13 protein-coding genes are annotated in these 14,044 nt (G+C 56.0%); 6 read left to right on the top strand and 7 right to left on the bottom strand.

Annotation, left to right across the window (positions count from 1 at the left end; all coding sequences use genetic code 11):
- Nucleotides 1–11: 11 nt before the first annotated feature.
- On the bottom strand, nt 12–1,295 hold the full coding sequence (blh, locus tag AAIE03_RS16330) for a bifunctional sulfur transferase/dioxygenase Blh (protein ID WP_210512082.1): 1,284 nt from the start codon (nt 1,293–1,295) through the stop codon (nt 12–14).
- Nucleotides 1,296–1,312: 17 nt separating this feature from the next.
- Entirely contained in the window at nt 1,313–2,104 is a 792-nt protein-coding gene (locus tag AAIE03_RS16325) for a sulfite exporter TauE/SafE family protein (RefSeq protein WP_210512084.1), read from the bottom strand.
- 185 nt (nt 2,105–2,289) lie between these two features.
- Here AAIE03_RS16325 and AAIE03_RS16320 point away from each other — a divergent pair, with 185 nt between their 5' ends.
- Nucleotides 2,290–3,525 (top strand): NAD(P)/FAD-dependent oxidoreductase, encoded by a 1,236-nt coding sequence (locus AAIE03_RS16320; RefSeq protein WP_498563088.1) that lies wholly within the window; start codon nt 2,290–2,292, stop codon nt 3,523–3,525.
- A 10-nt stretch (nt 3,526–3,535) separates the two neighbouring features.
- Here AAIE03_RS16320 and AAIE03_RS16315 read toward each other — a convergent pair whose 3' ends face one another.
- Entirely contained in the window at nt 3,536–3,856 is a 321-nt protein-coding gene (locus tag AAIE03_RS16315) for a DsrE family protein (RefSeq protein WP_042676986.1), read from the bottom strand.
- 206 nt (nt 3,857–4,062) lie between these two features.
- Nucleotides 4,063–4,572 carry a phenolic acid decarboxylase gene (locus tag AAIE03_RS16310; protein WP_015701223.1) on the bottom strand — a complete coding sequence of 170 codons (510 nt, stop codon included), beginning with the start codon at nt 4,570–4,572 and terminating at the stop codon, nt 4,063–4,065.
- A gap of 98 nt (nt 4,573–4,670) precedes the next feature.
- Here AAIE03_RS16310 and AAIE03_RS16305 point away from each other — a divergent pair, with 98 nt between their 5' ends.
- Nucleotides 4,671–5,540, top strand: coding sequence for a LysR family transcriptional regulator (locus AAIE03_RS16305; RefSeq protein WP_015701221.1), 870 nt, complete (start codon nt 4,671–4,673; stop codon nt 5,538–5,540).
- A 35-nt stretch (nt 5,541–5,575) separates the two neighbouring features.
- On the opposite strand, the gene AAIE03_RS16300 is transcribed toward AAIE03_RS16305, so the two are convergent.
- From AAIE03_RS16300 to AAIE03_RS16290, 3 genes are read right to left on the bottom strand one after another with little or no spacing between them, the layout of a single operon-like run.
- Nucleotides 5,576–6,007, bottom strand: coding sequence for a GFA family protein (locus AAIE03_RS16300; protein WP_013024246.1), 432 nt, complete (start codon nt 6,005–6,007; stop codon nt 5,576–5,578).
- 37 nt (nt 6,008–6,044) lie between these two features.
- Nucleotides 6,045–6,935 (bottom strand): siderophore-interacting protein, encoded by an 891-nt coding sequence (locus AAIE03_RS16295; RefSeq protein ID WP_013024247.1) that lies wholly within the window; start codon nt 6,933–6,935, stop codon nt 6,045–6,047.
- A gap of 15 nt (nt 6,936–6,950) precedes the next feature.
- Nucleotides 6,951–8,162, bottom strand: a complete 1,212-nt coding sequence (locus AAIE03_RS16290) for an MFS transporter (RefSeq protein WP_028715950.1) — start codon at nt 8,160–8,162, stop codon at nt 6,951–6,953.
- 132 nt (nt 8,163–8,294) lie between these two features.
- On the opposite strand from AAIE03_RS16290, the gene iucA reads away from it, so the two are divergent.
- The 4 genes from iucA to iucD are packed head-to-tail and all read left to right on the top strand — an operon-like array spanning nt 8,295 to nt 14,038.
- Nucleotides 8,295–10,019: an aerobactin synthase IucA gene (iucA, locus tag AAIE03_RS16285; RefSeq protein ID WP_028715951.1), complete on the top strand. Its 1,725-nt coding sequence runs from the start codon at nt 8,295–8,297 to the stop codon at nt 10,017–10,019.
- Nucleotides 10,020–10,967, top strand: coding sequence for a N(6)-hydroxylysine O-acetyltransferase (gene iucB, locus AAIE03_RS16280; protein ID WP_498563087.1), 948 nt, complete (start codon nt 10,020–10,022; stop codon nt 10,965–10,967).
- Nucleotides 10,967–12,700, top strand: a complete 1,734-nt coding sequence (gene iucC / locus AAIE03_RS16275; RefSeq protein WP_014595118.1) for an aerobactin synthase IucC — start codon at nt 10,967–10,969, stop codon at nt 12,698–12,700. Before iucB ends, iucC begins: the two co-directional genes overlap by 1 nt.
- Before the next feature lie 3 nt (nt 12,701–12,703).
- Nucleotides 12,704–14,038 carry an NADPH-dependent L-lysine N(6)-monooxygenase gene (iucD, locus tag AAIE03_RS16270; protein WP_013024253.1) on the top strand — a complete coding sequence of 445 codons (1,335 nt, stop codon included), beginning with the start codon at nt 12,704–12,706 and terminating at the stop codon, nt 14,036–14,038.
- The last annotated feature ends 6 nt before the right edge of the window (nt 14,039–14,044 follow it).

The following is a 14,044-nucleotide window of genomic DNA, read 5'->3' as shown; positions in this document are numbered from 1 at the left end:
TACGTCTTGCGTTAAAAGCGGTTTAGCGGGATTTTCAGATAGCGCTCGCCGTCGCTCTCGGGTTCAGGTAATCGCCCGCCGTGAATATTCACCTGCAGGGCCATTAGCATGAGTTCTGGCAGCGGGAGCGTGGCATCACGCTGCCGCCGCCGGGCAATAAAATCCTGTTGATGTTGATCAACCACCCACGGATTGTTTTCCCGCTGCTCACGTACCGTGCTTTCAAACTGCACGTCGCGCCCGTCAGGGCGATAATCATGACCGGTAAATAAACGTGTGTCGTCAGGTAACTGCAGAATGCGTTGCAGGCTGTCCCATAATACGGCAGCGCTGCCGCCGGGGAAATCAGCCCGCGCTGTGCCGCTGTCGGGCATAAAAAACGTGTCGTGGATAAAAGCACAGTCGGCGATGTGATAGGTCACCGACGCCAGCGTGTGGCCGGGAGATAAAATGACTTCACCCCGCAGATTGCCGATGTAAAACACCTCGCCGTCCCTGAATAAGGTGTCCCAGATTTTCTCAGCTGGCGTCAGGCCGGGCAGGTTATAGAGAGTTTGCCACAGCCTTTGTACCTCAGTGACCTTTTCACCGATGCCGGTAGGCGCACCGGTTTTCCCGGCCAGCCAGGCGGCGGCAGAGAAGTGGTCGGCATGAGGATGGGTATCCAGAACCCATGCAACCTGCCAGTTTTTTTGCTGAATAAAATCCAGTATGCGTTGGGCCTGCTGACAGGATACCGCTCCCGAGCGGCGATCAAAGTCCAGCACTGGATCGATGATGGCGCAGCGCCGGGTTTGTCCGTCAGCAATCACATATTGCAGGCTTCCGCTCTCCGGTTCATAGAAATGGTACACCTCTGCCTGAGGCGGATGGCGCAGCCTGTTTGCATACCAGGCCAGGGGCTTATCGGCATCGGCACCAAACTGTTGGCAGGTAGCCCGAAATTCGGCCTCGTCTATCCGGCCTTCGCGTAACTCATGCAGTAAAAACAGGCTAAGCGATCGCGCACCACTCCGACAGTGTGCAAAGATTTTTGCACCGCGTTTAACCCGACGATGAAAAGCCTCAACGTCTTCCCAGCTCAGCGTGTCAAAGGTGAAGGGCATATAGACGTAGTCCATGCCCAGTTGCTCAGCCAGCGCCTTTTCCTGCTGATGAGGCAGAAAGGGGCCTTCTTCCTCATCAGGCCGATTATTAACCACAACGTCAAAGCCCAACTGGTGCAACTGGCTGAAATCCTCTGCAAGTGGTGCATCGGAAAACGCGATTTGCGCATTAAAATGGCGGATATTCATAACCTGTTCCCGTTTATTCAGAGATTTTTAAGCAACATGTAGCAGGCCATCACGATCAACATGGCTGAAAAGACGGCATTGATCGCGCGCGCATTGTGTTTCAGCCGGCTGGCCACCGCGACACCGACTAAGCCGCCCAGCAGGCCGCCAGCAATGAGGTAGATTGTCATCACCACAGAGACTTTGCCCGCCAGGGCATAGCTTGCGCTGGTCGAGATCCCCATGGCGAACACCACCATCAGCGAGGTTGCTATCGCCTCCACCATGGGTAAGCGGAACAACCAGACAAGCGCGGGCACCACTAAAAATCCTCCTCCGATGCCCATAAATCCGGCCAGCATGCCCAGCAGCAGTACGCTTCCCCAGACGATAGCGGGGGCAAAGTGCCTGTCTGGCGCGGAGGCACAGGGCAAAGGAGACTGTTTTCTCAGCATCATCAGCGCCACGGTGAACATCAAAAGGGAAAACGGCAGTAGCAGGTATTGTCCACTGACGATTTTTCCCAGTTCGGCTCCGAGCAGTGCGCCGCAGACCGCCACAAGAGAAATTCTCGCACCCGTTGCCCATCTGACATTGCCTTTACGACTATGGGCAAACAGATTGATCAGGGCGCTGACCGCCACCGCAATGGCGCTGGTGCCGATGACCCGATGCGTGTCGGGCACCTTCACCAGATACAGCAGCAGCGGCACGCACATGACCGATCCGCCGCCGCCGGTCAGCGCCAGAAAAAAGCCTACGGCGATGCCTGTTACAATTAACAGGCTCACCGTGAGGGCTGAAAAATGGGTGAATTCCTGAATGATCATTTTCATTCCTGGCGTTATTTTTACGCTATTAAAGAGGTCGTAAAAATGACTGTCAACTCATTATTTCTTTTTGCTATATCATATAGCTAAATATTATAATAGGTCTTTTTTATAACTTTAAAGTCTATTGATTTGCTTTATATCTGTGCTGCTATCCACTACGGTTAAATGAAAGGGAGGCCTGCATGAATGATAAAAATAATCCCCATCACCCGCATCTTGTTGTTATTGGTGGTGGCTCAGCTGGAATTGGCGTCATCGCAAGTATTAAGAAACGCATTAAAAACATCAAAATAACGCTAATTGAGCCAAAGGAAGAACATGATTATCAACCTGCCTGGACACTGGTGGGTGCCGGATTATTTTCCGCTGAAAAAACCCGAAAACGCATGAGTGACGTTATTCCGTCGGGCGTGAACTGGATTCACGATGCCGTGACGCATGTTTCACCTGATCTGAAATATATTGAAACAGCGACAGCCCAAAAAATAGGTTACGACTATCTTATTATCGCCAGCGGTCTGATGCTGCGTTGGGATAAAATCAAGGGCCTGAGTGAAACCCTGGGCCGCAACGGCGTAACGTCAAACTACCGATACGATTTGGCGCGCTATACATGGGAACTGGTGCAAAACCTGAAGCAGGGAAAAGCCATTTTTACCCAGCCAGGGATGCCGATAAAGTGCGCGGGTGCGCCGCAGAAGGCGCTCTATCTCTCCGCCGATTACTGGCTGCGACGGGACCGTCTGGCACAGATCAACATTCAGTTCTGCCTGGCAGGTCAGGTCGTTTTTGGCGTGCCCGAATTTGTTCCGCCGCTGAAGGCCTATCTGGAGAAATATCAGGCGCAGGTCAATTTTGGACATACGCTTACTGCCGTTGATGGAATCAATAAGCAGGCGACGTTTACTCTCACCGATCCCGACGGCAGCACGCGTGACGTCACCCTGCCGTTCGATATGCTCCATGTTGTCCCGCCTCAGGCTGCGCCAGACTTTATTGCCGAAAGCGGTCTGGCGGATGCTGCTGGCTGGTGTGATGTCGATAAAGAAACGCTGCAGCACAGCCGCTGGCCCGATATTTTTGCTTTGGGCGATTGCTGCTCAACGCCGAACGCCAAGACGGCCGCAGCGGCGCGTAAACAGATCGTGGTCGTGGCCGAAAACCTGAGGCAGGTCGTTAACGGGGCGATCCCGCAAACGCGTTACGATGGCTACGGTTCGTGTCCGCTCACCGTGGAGAAAGGCAAAGTCGTGCTGGCCGAGTTTGGTTATGGCAACCGCCTGCTGCCGACCTTTCCGCTCCATTCAGCCCGTCCCAGCCGCGCAGCATGGTGGCTAAAGGCCTGGTTTTTACCGCGCTTTTATTGGGCTGGTATGCTGCGCGGTATTGAGTGGTTGGCCAAAAGTAAACCCCTGTAGAGAAGGCCGTTCAGGGGCGAACGTATAAAGCGCCCCGCGACTGCTGTTCAATAATGTAGGTTATGGCGGCGGGCACGACGCAAAAGTGGGATGGCAGCATGCTGACGTCAATATTTTGTGCCCGGAGGGCGTTATTGCAGAGTAACAGCGTCACGCTCGGCGCATTCTTAAGGGCATCTGAAATCGTCCTGCCAGTCACATCACCTGCCGCGTCGCCATTAAAAACGATGGCGATATCCCCGTCAAAATCCTCTTCTTTAAGCAGATTGCCAGCATTAGCCAGGGCGTGAGCAATGCGATTTTTATCAGGTACATGCAAAATGATTTTCATTCTGGGCCTCAGGTTGTTATCGCGACGGGCGAAAAACGAATGGCTCAGAATAAAACAGCGTGAGGATCGGATAAATGTGATGAGTGAAAGAAAATATGTCGTCGACGATGGTTTCTAAAAAAAGAAAAATAGCGGCTCTGATAAATTCGAAATTGCTGTGTGCGTCTTTTTTTAAAAAAAAGGGGGATTCCCCTTTTAATAGCTAATTATTTTTTCAAATTTTCAGGGAAATTGGCAGGTAATTCACTCGCCGCGCAGGCTATCACGTCATCGTTATTTTTTCCCGCATCGTGGACAAAGGTGATAGTCGCGAACTCATCAATGACTTCTATTGGATAAGTCGGGCCGGCATCGCGGTACTGCGCCATTTCGTCCAGATGATCGTTCTGGAAGCAGACGGTGCGTTCAGGATTATTCATGACCCAGCGCGGGAAGAAGATGGTGCCATGAAACAGCTTGTCGCCCAGGTTGGCAATCAGGCTGACACTGGTGCCGGTCGGTTCAGTCCAGGACACTTTATAGATGTCTTCACCGACGCAGACAATATAGACATGCTGGTCTTTCACCCAGCGGTTGCCCACCATGCCGCTATGAATACGGTAATCGACGGTGTCTTCGTTTTTAATATACAGCTCGTAATTCCAGCCATTGTCATAGGTATAAACCAGATGTTTACCGATGAAACCGTCAAGATTGTGTTTGTCGAATTTGCTCATTATTTGTTCTCCTCTGTGGTTGAAACCAGCTTACCCATTCACTTTGTGAATTAAAAACGCTAATTTATGATGAAATTGATTCAAAAATTGGATTGGTTATGCATAAAACCACACTGGAGCAGTGGAGCCTGTTGGACAAGGTGGTGCGAGAGGGCAGTTTTGCCAGAGCGGCGAGTCTGACCAACCGCAGTCAGTCATCCGTCAGCTATAACCTTGCTATGTTGCAGCAGCGCATAGGGATTACGCTGTTACATGCAGAGGGGCGCAAGGCGGTGCTGACGCCGGCAGGCGAGTTGCTGCTGGCGCAGGTGCGCCCGCTACTGAAAGCTTTTCATTCACTGGAGGCGTTTGCGGGATCAATACGCAGCGGCGTCAGAACAAAGCTGGATGTGGTGGTTGACAGCATCTTTCCGCGTCGACAACTGTTTTCCGTCCTTAAGGCGTTTCAGCAATGCCATCCTCATACTCAGATCAACCTGACCGAGGTGCTGGAAACCAACACCGATTACGCCGAGGCCGACGTGATGGTGGTGACCCAGCGCCAGGATATGGCCGGGCGGGGAGAGTGGTTGATGAATGTGGATTTCGTCGCCGTGGCGCACTGCGACCATCCCTTGCATCAGCATGGCGGCATCCTGGATGAAGAACGGTTGGCACAGTATCCGCTGATTCGCATTGCCGACCGGGAACATTTCACCGTGCAGGATGAGAGCAGCAATGGCGATTACTGGTCGTTTTCGACTATTGAGGCGGCGGTAGAGGCGGTGGTGCACCAGGTGGGTTATGGCTGGATCCCCTTCGAGCGCATCGAACATGAACTGGCGCAGGGAACACTAAAAATATTGCCCTTACAGCACGGCGTTCGTCGTGCCACCCCGCTGCACTTACTGATTAAGAAAGATATCCTGACGCTGGATCCACAAATTGTTACCCTGCTCGATCTGCTGAAAAACGCCACCCGTTCGTGACAGAGGGATCGCGATGAGGAACGCGTCTTCAGGGGCTATTTGTCACCGTTCAACGCAAGGAGCAGGGCATCCAGCGAATCTGGCGCGTGCGGATATCCGTTTTTTACCTCCTGAACGTCCCAGGACATTGCATCCTCAAGGCAGAAATCGCCTGCACACTGCAACGCGAGGTCTTCATCTAACAGCCCAATCGGTAGCCAGATCAGGGGGCGGCCGCGCAACAGGTTCGGCACCGTCGAGCCACAGTGCCTGCAAAAGTCATTACGGTATCCCTGCGGGCGACGCCAACTGCTGATATCGGCTTCACCGGCCAGCCAGCTAAACTGATCGGCATGAACCAGCGTGGCCAGGTTATGGCCGGTACCGGTCTGACGGCGGCAAAGCGAACAGTGACAGCGGTAAAAATGGCTGGGTTGTTGAGCCAGCTTAAAAACGACCGTTCCGCATAAACAACGTCCAGAAATCATCCTTTTTTCCCTGAATGCGCCAACCCTAAGGCGATGTTTAGTGTGCCCGCTTTTTGGCCCAGTAAGCCATAAAGTTAATCGCGTCGCGATCGACGCCGCGCTCCCCTATCAGGTGGCGGCGTAATAGCTTCACCACGGTCGATTCGGCCGCTACCCAACCGTAAAATTCCGTGTTGCGGCCCTGAGCACGGTCCCACAGCAATTCGCCTTCTGCCTCTTCCTGCACGTCCTGCTGGCGGCCGCCATCGGGAACGTTAACCCGGGATTTTATTGCTTCAACCAGGCATTCCCCGTGTGAAGCAAATGCAGGTTTTCGCGGCAACCAGACGATGTCGGCAAAGGTATAGGCGTGCAGATCGACGCAATCTTCCGCATCCGGGACTTCAAAAAAGGCCTGAACCCGAGGCGGGTTTTCCTGTCGGGACAGTCTTTCCAGAATGCCTTTCGCCGCGGGTAATGCGGTTTCATCGGCAATCAGTAACGCATTACGCAGCGCATCCGGCGGCGTCCATTCATATCCGCCGCTGTCAGATTCACAGGCCGCATTGGGCGCAACGATCACCAGGCTGTCACCCGGTTCAGCATTGATCGCCCAGGCCGATGCCGGGCCTTCCGTACCGTGGCTGACAAACTCAATCGTCAACTCCTGGCGCTCAGGATCGAGATGACGCAGCGTATAGGTGCGCAACAGCGGACGCTTCTCTTTTGGCAGCGACAGAATGGTCTGGTACCACTCGCCATCATTGGGAAGCGCAGGCATGCTGCCATCTTCCGCCGGCAGCAAAATTTTGATCCGCTGATCGGGCGCGTCAGACTTCATCTGCGCCACGTCAGGCCCGTTGAACACCAGGCTCAGCATTGAGGGAGAAAGATGACGCTTGCGTGCCAGTTTTACGTCAAACAGGCGGTAGCTATGGGCTTCAGCCATCGTCGTTCCTTTTGGTTAATGAGCCGATAAGGTTGAGCGGCGACGTGCACGCCAGATCACACCTGACATCGCCACGAACAGCAGGGCAGCGCTGAATGCGGCAGCGATCAGCGCCGTTGCGCCCTGTGACTGCGACACCAGGGGAACCAGCAGCGCGCACAATCCGTAGCCTAAGGTATGGCTGGTGGCTATCCAGCCGGCACCGGCACCGTCTGCCAGCCTGTCATTTAGCAGCAGCTGATAAGCCGGCGTACCCAGTGCAGCACCAAACGAAAGCAGGGCACAGCCGGTGTAAAACAGCCAGAGCGGTGTGCTCAGCATCATCGCCAGACCCAGAGACATCAACAGCCCTGCGCTCAGCAACAGCGCAAGCGGCGTCAGTAACTGGGGTCGCAGTACCATAAACTGGGCGCCCAGTGAGGAGATGGCCGCCACGCTCAGCAGCCAGGCAACCTGATGGCTGATTGCGGCGGTATCACCGCTAAACTGTCTGGCCAGTGCCGGGGATAAGCCCAACTGCATCAGGCTCACCGTGGCCGCCAGCAGCAGAGCGCACAGCAGATAGGGCAGACAATCGATGCGCAGGCGGGCATTCCTGCGCGCCACCGCAGGCTGTGGCTCGGTTCCGCGCAACGGCAACAACATAGCCAGCGCCAGCAACGGCGCAACGACCAGTAACACCAGCGGTGCCATCGGGTGAATGACTAACATTCCGGCAGCGCACAGCGGGCCAAACAGCCTGCCGCAGCTCAGACCGGAGCTGATGGTCGCCAGCGCCGTCATGCGCTTGCCTTCACCGGCACGGTTTAGCGCCCATACCTGGCACGCCGGAACCATCGCCGACACCATCAGGCCATAAATCACCCTGGCAATAATTAATATACCTAATCCAATCGGAGCACTGACCGCCCGCGTGGAAAGAAGTGCGCAGCCCATAGCGAGTAGCAAAAAACTTGCGCCATAACCGGCCAGTGACCACAGCACGACCGGTTTGCTGCCGAGACGCGCAATCTGTTTTCCCCACCACGGCGATGAGGGCAAAAACAGCATAGAGCCGAGCGTTAACAATCCCGCCCAGACCGAAAGACTTAAACTGGTCTGTGCAACCAGCATCGGGATAGCCACCAGCAAACCATTCTGTCCGACGCCCAGCAGTCCGGCGCTTAATGCTAAAGGCCAGTTAGGTAAGGCTTTTTGTGGCGTAGCGGTCAGTTCAAGAGATGTCACAATGTTGCTAACCCGTATCTTTGTTGTATGTATTTGTAAAATTTATTCCGCCAATTCTAACAATTGTCGTTGATAATGAGAACTGTTATCGGCAGAATTCGCATTATCATAACGCCTGGAAATTGTTTGATAATGATTCAATCGACGCACAATGGATCCTGGGATGTGGCCGCACAGTGCTTCCTGAATTCCCTGATCCGTGAAACCAAGGACTGGCGACTCAGCCAGGGTGAACCCGCCGAGTTAGTGATTCCGTTGGCGGAAGAGAAGGCCCTACACTTTAAGGTGGCTTACTTTTCTCCTACCCAGCATCACCGTTTTGCCTTCCCGGCCCGGCTGGTCACTCACCGTGGCAGCGAGACGGTGACGTTCGCCACCGTTGCCAGACTGATTGTCGATAAACTGCAACATCAGCAACAGCTGCCCGCTCCCGGCTGTGAGGCGTTTTATCAGCGCGTGATGGAAAGCCATGCGCATACCGCTGAGGCAACGGCTGCCCGCCACGACTGGCGAGGCCTGCGTGAGAAAGCCCTGAACTTTGCCGAAGCAGAGCAGGCCCTGCTGGTCGGGCACGCCTTCCATCCGGCACCCAAATCACATGAACCTTTTACGCAGCAGCAGGCCGAACGTTACCTGCCTGATTTTGCGCCACATTTTCCGTTACGCTGGTTTGCGGTGGATAAAGACCAGTTGGCGGGTGACAGCCTGCAGCTGACGTTGCAGCAGCGCCTGACGCGCTTTGCGGCAGAAAACGCGCCGCAGTTACTGCATGCGCTAACCGATCGGCAGTGGCTGTTCCCGCTCCATCCCTGGCAGGCGGACTATCTGCTCCAGCAGACCTGGTGTCAGCAACTGGTGGAAAAAGGCCTGGTTACTGACCTGGGTGAAGCCGGTGCGCCCTGGCTGCCCACCACCTCATCGCGTTCGCTGTACTGCGCGACCAGCCGCGACATGATCAAGTTTTCCCTGAGCGTGCGGCTGACAAACTCCGTCCGCACCCTGTCGGTCAAAGAGGTCAAACGCGGCATGCGGTTGGCGCGTCTGGCGCAGACCGACCGCTGGCAGGACATGCAGGCACGCTTCCCGGCGTTTCGCGTGATGCAGGAAGATGGCTGGGCCGGACTGCGCGATGCGCAGGGCACGATTATGGAAGAGAGCCTGTTCGCACTGCGTGAAAACCTGATTGTCGACAGGCCGCAGAGCCAGACCAACGTGCTGGTTTCCCTGACGCAGTCCGCGCCGGACGGCGGCGACTCACTGCTGTCTGCCGCAGTAAAGCGCCTGAGCCAGCGCCTGCACATCAGCGAAAAACAGGCTGCGCATGCCTGGGTCGACGCCTACTGTCAGCAGGTGCTGAAGCCCCTGTTTACCGCCGAAGCCGATTACGGCCTGGTGCTGTTAGCCCATCAGCAAAATATCCTGGTGGAAATGGAGCAGGACCTGCCGGTTGGCCTGATTTATCGCGACTGCCAGGGCAGCGCCTTTATGCCTCACGCCGCAGGCTGGCTGGACATGATTGGCGAAGCGCAGGCGGAAAACGTCTTTAGTCGCGAGCAGCTGCTGCGCTACTTCCCCTATTACCTGTTAGTGAATTCTACCTTTGCCGTCACGGCGGCACTGGGCGCGGCGGGCATGGACAGTGAAACCCATTTGATGGCGCGGGTACGCGATGCGTTAAGTGCGCTACGTAACGAGGTCACGCACAAGGGCTGCCTGGATTACGTGCTGGAAAGCCCGCACTGGAACGTCAAGGGCAACTTCTTCTGTTACCTGCACGATCACAATGAAAACACCATCGTCGATCCGTCGGTGATCTACTTCGACTTCATCAACCCACTGCTGTCTCAGGAGCGCTAAATGTCTCAGGCAACGATTGTTCACAGCGGCCACGGCCTGCGTTGCGAAAAGTCAGGAAAAACCCTGAATCTGGGTTGGGGACAGGACAACAGTGCGGTGCTGCATTTTGCCGGTCCACTGCCCGAAGGCTGGCTGCGTGACGCGCTGGATCAGATGTTTATCGCTGCCCCGCAGCTTTCTGCCATGGTGCTGCCCTTCGCAGAGTGGCGTGAAGAGCCTCAGGCGCTGGCGCTGTTTGCGGCCCTGAAAAGCGATATCGTCCACCGCGAGACGTTCTGGCAACTGCCGCTGTGGTTGTCTGCGCCTCGTCAGCAGGCCTCCGGCGAGATGGTATTTGATGCCGAACGTGAGATCTATTTTCCCCAGCGCCCAGCGCGACCTGATGGCGAAGTGTATCGCCGTTACGATCCGCGCGTACGGCGCACGCTGAGCTTCCGCGTGGCCGATCCTGCCCGGGATGCCGAAGCGTTTACCCGCTGGATGAACGATCCGCGCGTGGATTACTTCTGGGAGCAGAGCGGATCGCTGGCCACTCAGACCGCCTATCTTGAACGCCAGCTCGGCAGCAGCTATGCCTTTCCGCTGATTGGCTGTTTTGATGACGAGCCCTTCAGCTACTTTGAAATTTACTGGGCGGCGGAAGATCGTATCGGGCGGCACTACAGCTGGCAGCCGTACGATCGCGGTTTGCATCTGCTGGTGGGTGAGCCGCAGTGGCGCGGGCCGCACTTTGTGCAGAGCTGGCTGCGCGGCATCAGCCACTATCTGCTGCTGGATAATCCGCAAACCCAGCGCCTGGTGCTGGAACCGCGGGCGGATAATCAGCGCCTGTTTCGTCACCTTGAACCCGCGGGCTATACCACCGTGAAAGAGTTCGACTTTCCGCACAAGCGCTCTCGCCTGGTGATGACCCAGCGCGCCCGTTTCTTCAGCGAGGTGGGCCTGTGATGAATTCGCACGCATGGGAAACCGTTAACCGTCAGCTGGTGGCAAAAATGCTGGCCGAGCTGGAGTACGAGCAGGTCTTTCAGGCTCAGCCGCAGGGCGACAACCGTTACTGCATCAGTCTGCCGGGTGCCGAATGGCAGTTCACCGCCGAGCGGGGCATCTGGGGCTGGTTATGGATAGATGCACAAAGCCTGCGCTGTGCGGATGAGCCGGTACTGGCCCAGACGCTGCTGTGCCAGCTACAGCCGGTGCTGTCGATGAGCGATGCCACGGTGGCGGAACATATGCAGGATCTCTATGCCACGCTGCGCGGCGATCTTCAGCTTATGCAGGCACGCCAGGGCATGAGTGCCGATGCGCTGATTGATATGGATGCCGACCGCCTGCAGTGCCTGCTCAGCGGCCATCCCAAGTTTGCCTTTAATAAAGGCCGTCGCGGATGGGGACAAGAGGCGCTGGCGCGCTACGCACCCGAATATATGAATACCTTCCGCCTGCACTGGCTGGCGGTAAAGCGTGATCATATGGTCTGGCGCTGCGACAGCGAGCTGGACATCCAGCAGTTGTTGCAGGCCGCGATGGACAGCGCCGAATATACGCGTTTCACCGAGGCCTGGCAGGCGCAGGGGCTGGACGACAGCTGGCTGCCTTTGCCGGTGCATCCCTGGCAGTGGCAGCAAAAAATCGCGCTCGATTTTGTCGCGGATCTGGCCACGGGCAATATGCTGTCGCTGGGTGAATTCGGCGATCGCTGGCTGGCGCAACAGTCACTGCGCACCTTGACCAACGCCAGCCGTCAGGGCGGGCTGGATATCAAACTGCCGCTTACCATTTACAACACCTCCTGCTATCGCGGTATTCCGGGCAAATATATCGCGGCGGGCCCGCTGGCCTCCCGCTGGTTACAAAACGTCTTTGCCACCGACACGACGCTGCAGCAGAGCGGGGCGGTGATCCTGGGCGAGCCGGCCGCCGGTTATGTTTCCCATCGCGGCTACGGCGCGTTGCCCGAAGCCCCCTATCGCTACCAGGAAATGCTGGGCGTGATCTGGCGTGAAAATCCGTCGCGCTGGCTGCACGCGGACGAAACGCCAATTCTGATGGCCACGCTGATGGAGTGCGATGAAAACAACCAGCCGCTTATCGGCGCCTACATTGCCCGCTCGGGCCTGAGCGCCGAGGCCTGGTTAAGTCAGATGTTCCGCGTGGCCGTGGTGCCGCTGTATCACCTGCTGTGCCGTTATGGCGTGGCGCTGATCGCACACGGGCAAAATATAACGCTGGCGATGAAAGACGGCGTACCCCAGCGCGTATTGCTGAAAGATTTTCAGGGCGATATGCGTCTGGTAAAGGACGATTTTCCGGAGATGGACTCTCTGCCTCAGGACGTCCGCGATGTGACGGCACGCCTGAGTGCTGACTATTTGATTCATGATTTGCAGACTGGCCATTTTGTCACGGTCCTGCGTTTTATTTCGCCGTTAATGGCGCGCCTTGGCGTTCCGGAACGACGTTTTTACCAACTGCTTGCCGCAGTGTTGAGCGACTATATGCAGGACCATCCGCAACTGTCGGCGCGTTTTGCGCTTTTCTCACTCTTCAAGCCACAAATCATTCGTGTCGTGCTGAACCCGGTAAAACTCACCTGGCCCGATCAGGACGGCGGAAGCCGTATGTTGCCCAATTACCTGGAAAATCTGCAAAACCCGCTGTGGCTGGTTACCAAGGACTGAATCATGACAAACACTGTTGATTTTATTGGCGTTGGCATTGGCCCGTTTAACCTGAGTATCGCGGCGCTGGCACACGAAGCTGAAGGCTTTACCAGCCAGTTTTTAGACAGTCGCCCAGATTTTGCCTGGCATCCCGGTATGCTGGTGCCTGACTGCCATATGCAGACCTCGTTTTTAAAAGATCTGGTCTCCGCGGTCGCGCCCACCAGCCCGTTCAGCTTTGTGAACTATCTGGTGAAGCGTAAAAAGTTTTACCGCTTTATGACCACCGAGTTACGTACCGTCTCGCGCGATGAGTTTTCCGACTATCTGCGCTGGGCTGCCGAGGGCATGAACAACCTGCGCTTTAATCACACGGTGGAACGCATCGATTTTGATGAGGCCAATAAACGCTTTGTGATTCACAGCAACGGTGGGGAAAGCTATGCCCGCAACATCTGTCTGGGCATTGGCAAGCAGCCCTACCTGCCGCCCTGCGTAAACCGCATCAGCGCCACCTGTTTCCACGCCAGCGAAATGAGCCTGCGTAAACCCGACCTGCGCGGCAAGCGTGTGGCGGTGATTGGCGGCGGTCAGAGTGGTGCCGATCTGTTCCTCAACGCCTTCCGGGGTGAATGGGGCGAACCGGCTGAGGTCAGTTGGGTGTCGCGCCGCAACAATTTTAACGCCCTGGATGAGGCCGCTTTTGCCAACGAGTACTTCACGCCAGAATACGTTTCCAGCTTTGTCGGTCTGAACGAGGCTGCCCGACAGAAAATGCTGGCTGAACAGAAGATGACCTCGGACGGCATCACGGCAGATTCCCTGCTGACGATTTATCGCGAGCTGTATCATCGCTTTGAAGTGCAGCGTCAGCCGCGCAATGCGCACCTGCTGCCGAGCCGCTCGGTCATTGAACTCAACAGTCATCACCAGGGCTGGCAGCTTCAGTTGCAGCATCAGCTTGACCAGGGCTACGACCTTATCGAATGCGATGTGGTGATTTTCGCCACCGGCTACCGGCCTGCGCTGCCAGAACTGCTCTCCCCCCTGATGAGCCGCCTGACCATGAAAGATGAGTGCACGTTCAGCGTGCGTGAGGACTTCACGCTTGAGTGGAACGGGCCAAAAGAAAATAACATCTTTGCGGTGAACGCCAGTATGCAAACCCACGGTATCGCGGAGCCTCAGCTCAGCCTGATGGCATGGCGATCCGCCCGTATTCTGAATCGCGCACTGGGGCGCGATTTGTTCGATCTCAGCACGCCGCCCGCCCTGATCCAGTGGCGCAGCGTCAGCCGGGAAAAACCGCAGCACGGCGCTGCGTCCACTAAAAACTATACCGAGTCCTTGGGGTAAGCCTTA

The organism is Pantoea sp. Ae19-2 (assembly GCF_059801205.1).
This window is presented reverse-complemented; position numbering and strand designations above follow the sequence as displayed.

Bases quoted from the DNA above. Each gene is read 5' to 3' on its own strand.
- blh (WP_210512082.1), bottom strand. From the start codon at position 1,295: ATGAATATCCGCCATTTTAATGCGCAAATCGCGTTTTCCGATGCACCA.
- AAIE03_RS16325 (WP_210512084.1), bottom strand. From the start codon at position 2,104: ATGATCATTCAGGAATTCACCCATTTTTCAGCCCTCACGGTGAGCCTG.
- AAIE03_RS16320 (WP_498563088.1), top strand. From the start codon at position 2,290: ATGAATGATAAAAATAATCCCCATCACCCGCATCTTGTTGTTATTGGT.
- AAIE03_RS16315 (WP_042676986.1), bottom strand. From the start codon at position 3,856: ATGAAAATCATTTTGCATGTACCTGATAAAAATCGCATTGCTCACGCC.
- AAIE03_RS16310 (WP_015701223.1), bottom strand. From the start codon at position 4,572: ATGAGCAAATTCGACAAACACAATCTTGACGGTTTCATCGGTAAACAT.
- AAIE03_RS16305 (WP_015701221.1), top strand. From the start codon at position 4,671: ATGCATAAAACCACACTGGAGCAGTGGAGCCTGTTGGACAAGGTGGTG.
- AAIE03_RS16300 (WP_013024246.1), bottom strand. From the start codon at position 6,007: ATGATTTCTGGACGTTGTTTATGCGGAACGGTCGTTTTTAAGCTGGCT.
- AAIE03_RS16295 (WP_013024247.1), bottom strand. From the start codon at position 6,935: ATGGCTGAAGCCCATAGCTACCGCCTGTTTGACGTAAAACTGGCACGC.
- iucA (WP_028715951.1), top strand. From the start codon at position 8,295: ATGATTCAATCGACGCACAATGGATCCTGGGATGTGGCCGCACAGTGC.
- iucB (WP_498563087.1), top strand. From the start codon at position 10,020: ATGTCTCAGGCAACGATTGTTCACAGCGGCCACGGCCTGCGTTGCGAA.
- iucC (WP_014595118.1), top strand. From the start codon at position 10,967: ATGAATTCGCACGCATGGGAAACCGTTAACCGTCAGCTGGTGGCAAAA.
- iucD (WP_013024253.1), top strand. From the start codon at position 12,704: ATGACAAACACTGTTGATTTTATTGGCGTTGGCATTGGCCCGTTTAAC.